The 739-nt window shown below is 50.7% G+C and carries 1 rRNA gene; it reads right to left on the bottom strand.

Annotated features, from left to right (window positions below):
- Positions 1–739: ribosomal RNA gene (locus tag ACXAH1_RS24655) — 23S ribosomal RNA — on the bottom strand; the annotation flags it as partial.

The following is a 739-nucleotide window of genomic DNA, read 5'->3' on the forward strand; positions in this document are numbered from 1 at the left end:
GTATACGTCATCTTACGATTTTGCACAGTGCTGTGTTTTTAATAAACAGTCCCAGCCACCTGGTCACTGCGGCTCTCGTCTGCTTACGGAGCAAGTCCTTCACAAACAAGAGCGTACCTTCTCCCGAAGTTACGGTACAATTTTGCCTAGTTCCTTCACCCGAGTTCTCTCAAGCGCCTTAGTATTCTCTACCTGACCACCTGTGTCGGTTTAGGGTACGATTCGATATAAACTGAAGCTTAGAGGCTTTTCCTGGAAGTAGGGCATCAACAACTTCACCACCGTAGTAGCTCGTCTCGACTCTCAGCCTTAGCGACCCGGATTTTCCTAAGTCACCAGCCTACAGCCTTTCACATGGACAACCAACGCCATGCTTGCCTAGCCTGCTCCGTCCCCCCATCGCATTTATACCAAGTACGGGAATATTAACCCGTTTCCCATCGACTACGCTCTTCAGCCTCGCCTTAGGGGTCGACTCACCCTACCCTGATTAACATGGGATAGGAACCCTTGGTCTTCCGGCGTGCGGGTTTTTCACCCGCATTATCGTTACTCATGTCAGCATTCGCACTTCTGATACGTCCAGCAAACCTTACAGTTCACCTTCAGCCGCTTACAGAACGCTCCCCTACCCCGCGAACTAAGTTCGCAGCCGTAGCTTCGGTGGTATGTTTAGCCCCGTTACATCTTCCGCGCAGGCCGACTCGACTAGTGAGCTATTACGCTTTCTTTAAAGGAT

Source organism: Pseudoalteromonas sp. AWH4_217, from assembly GCF_056161105.1.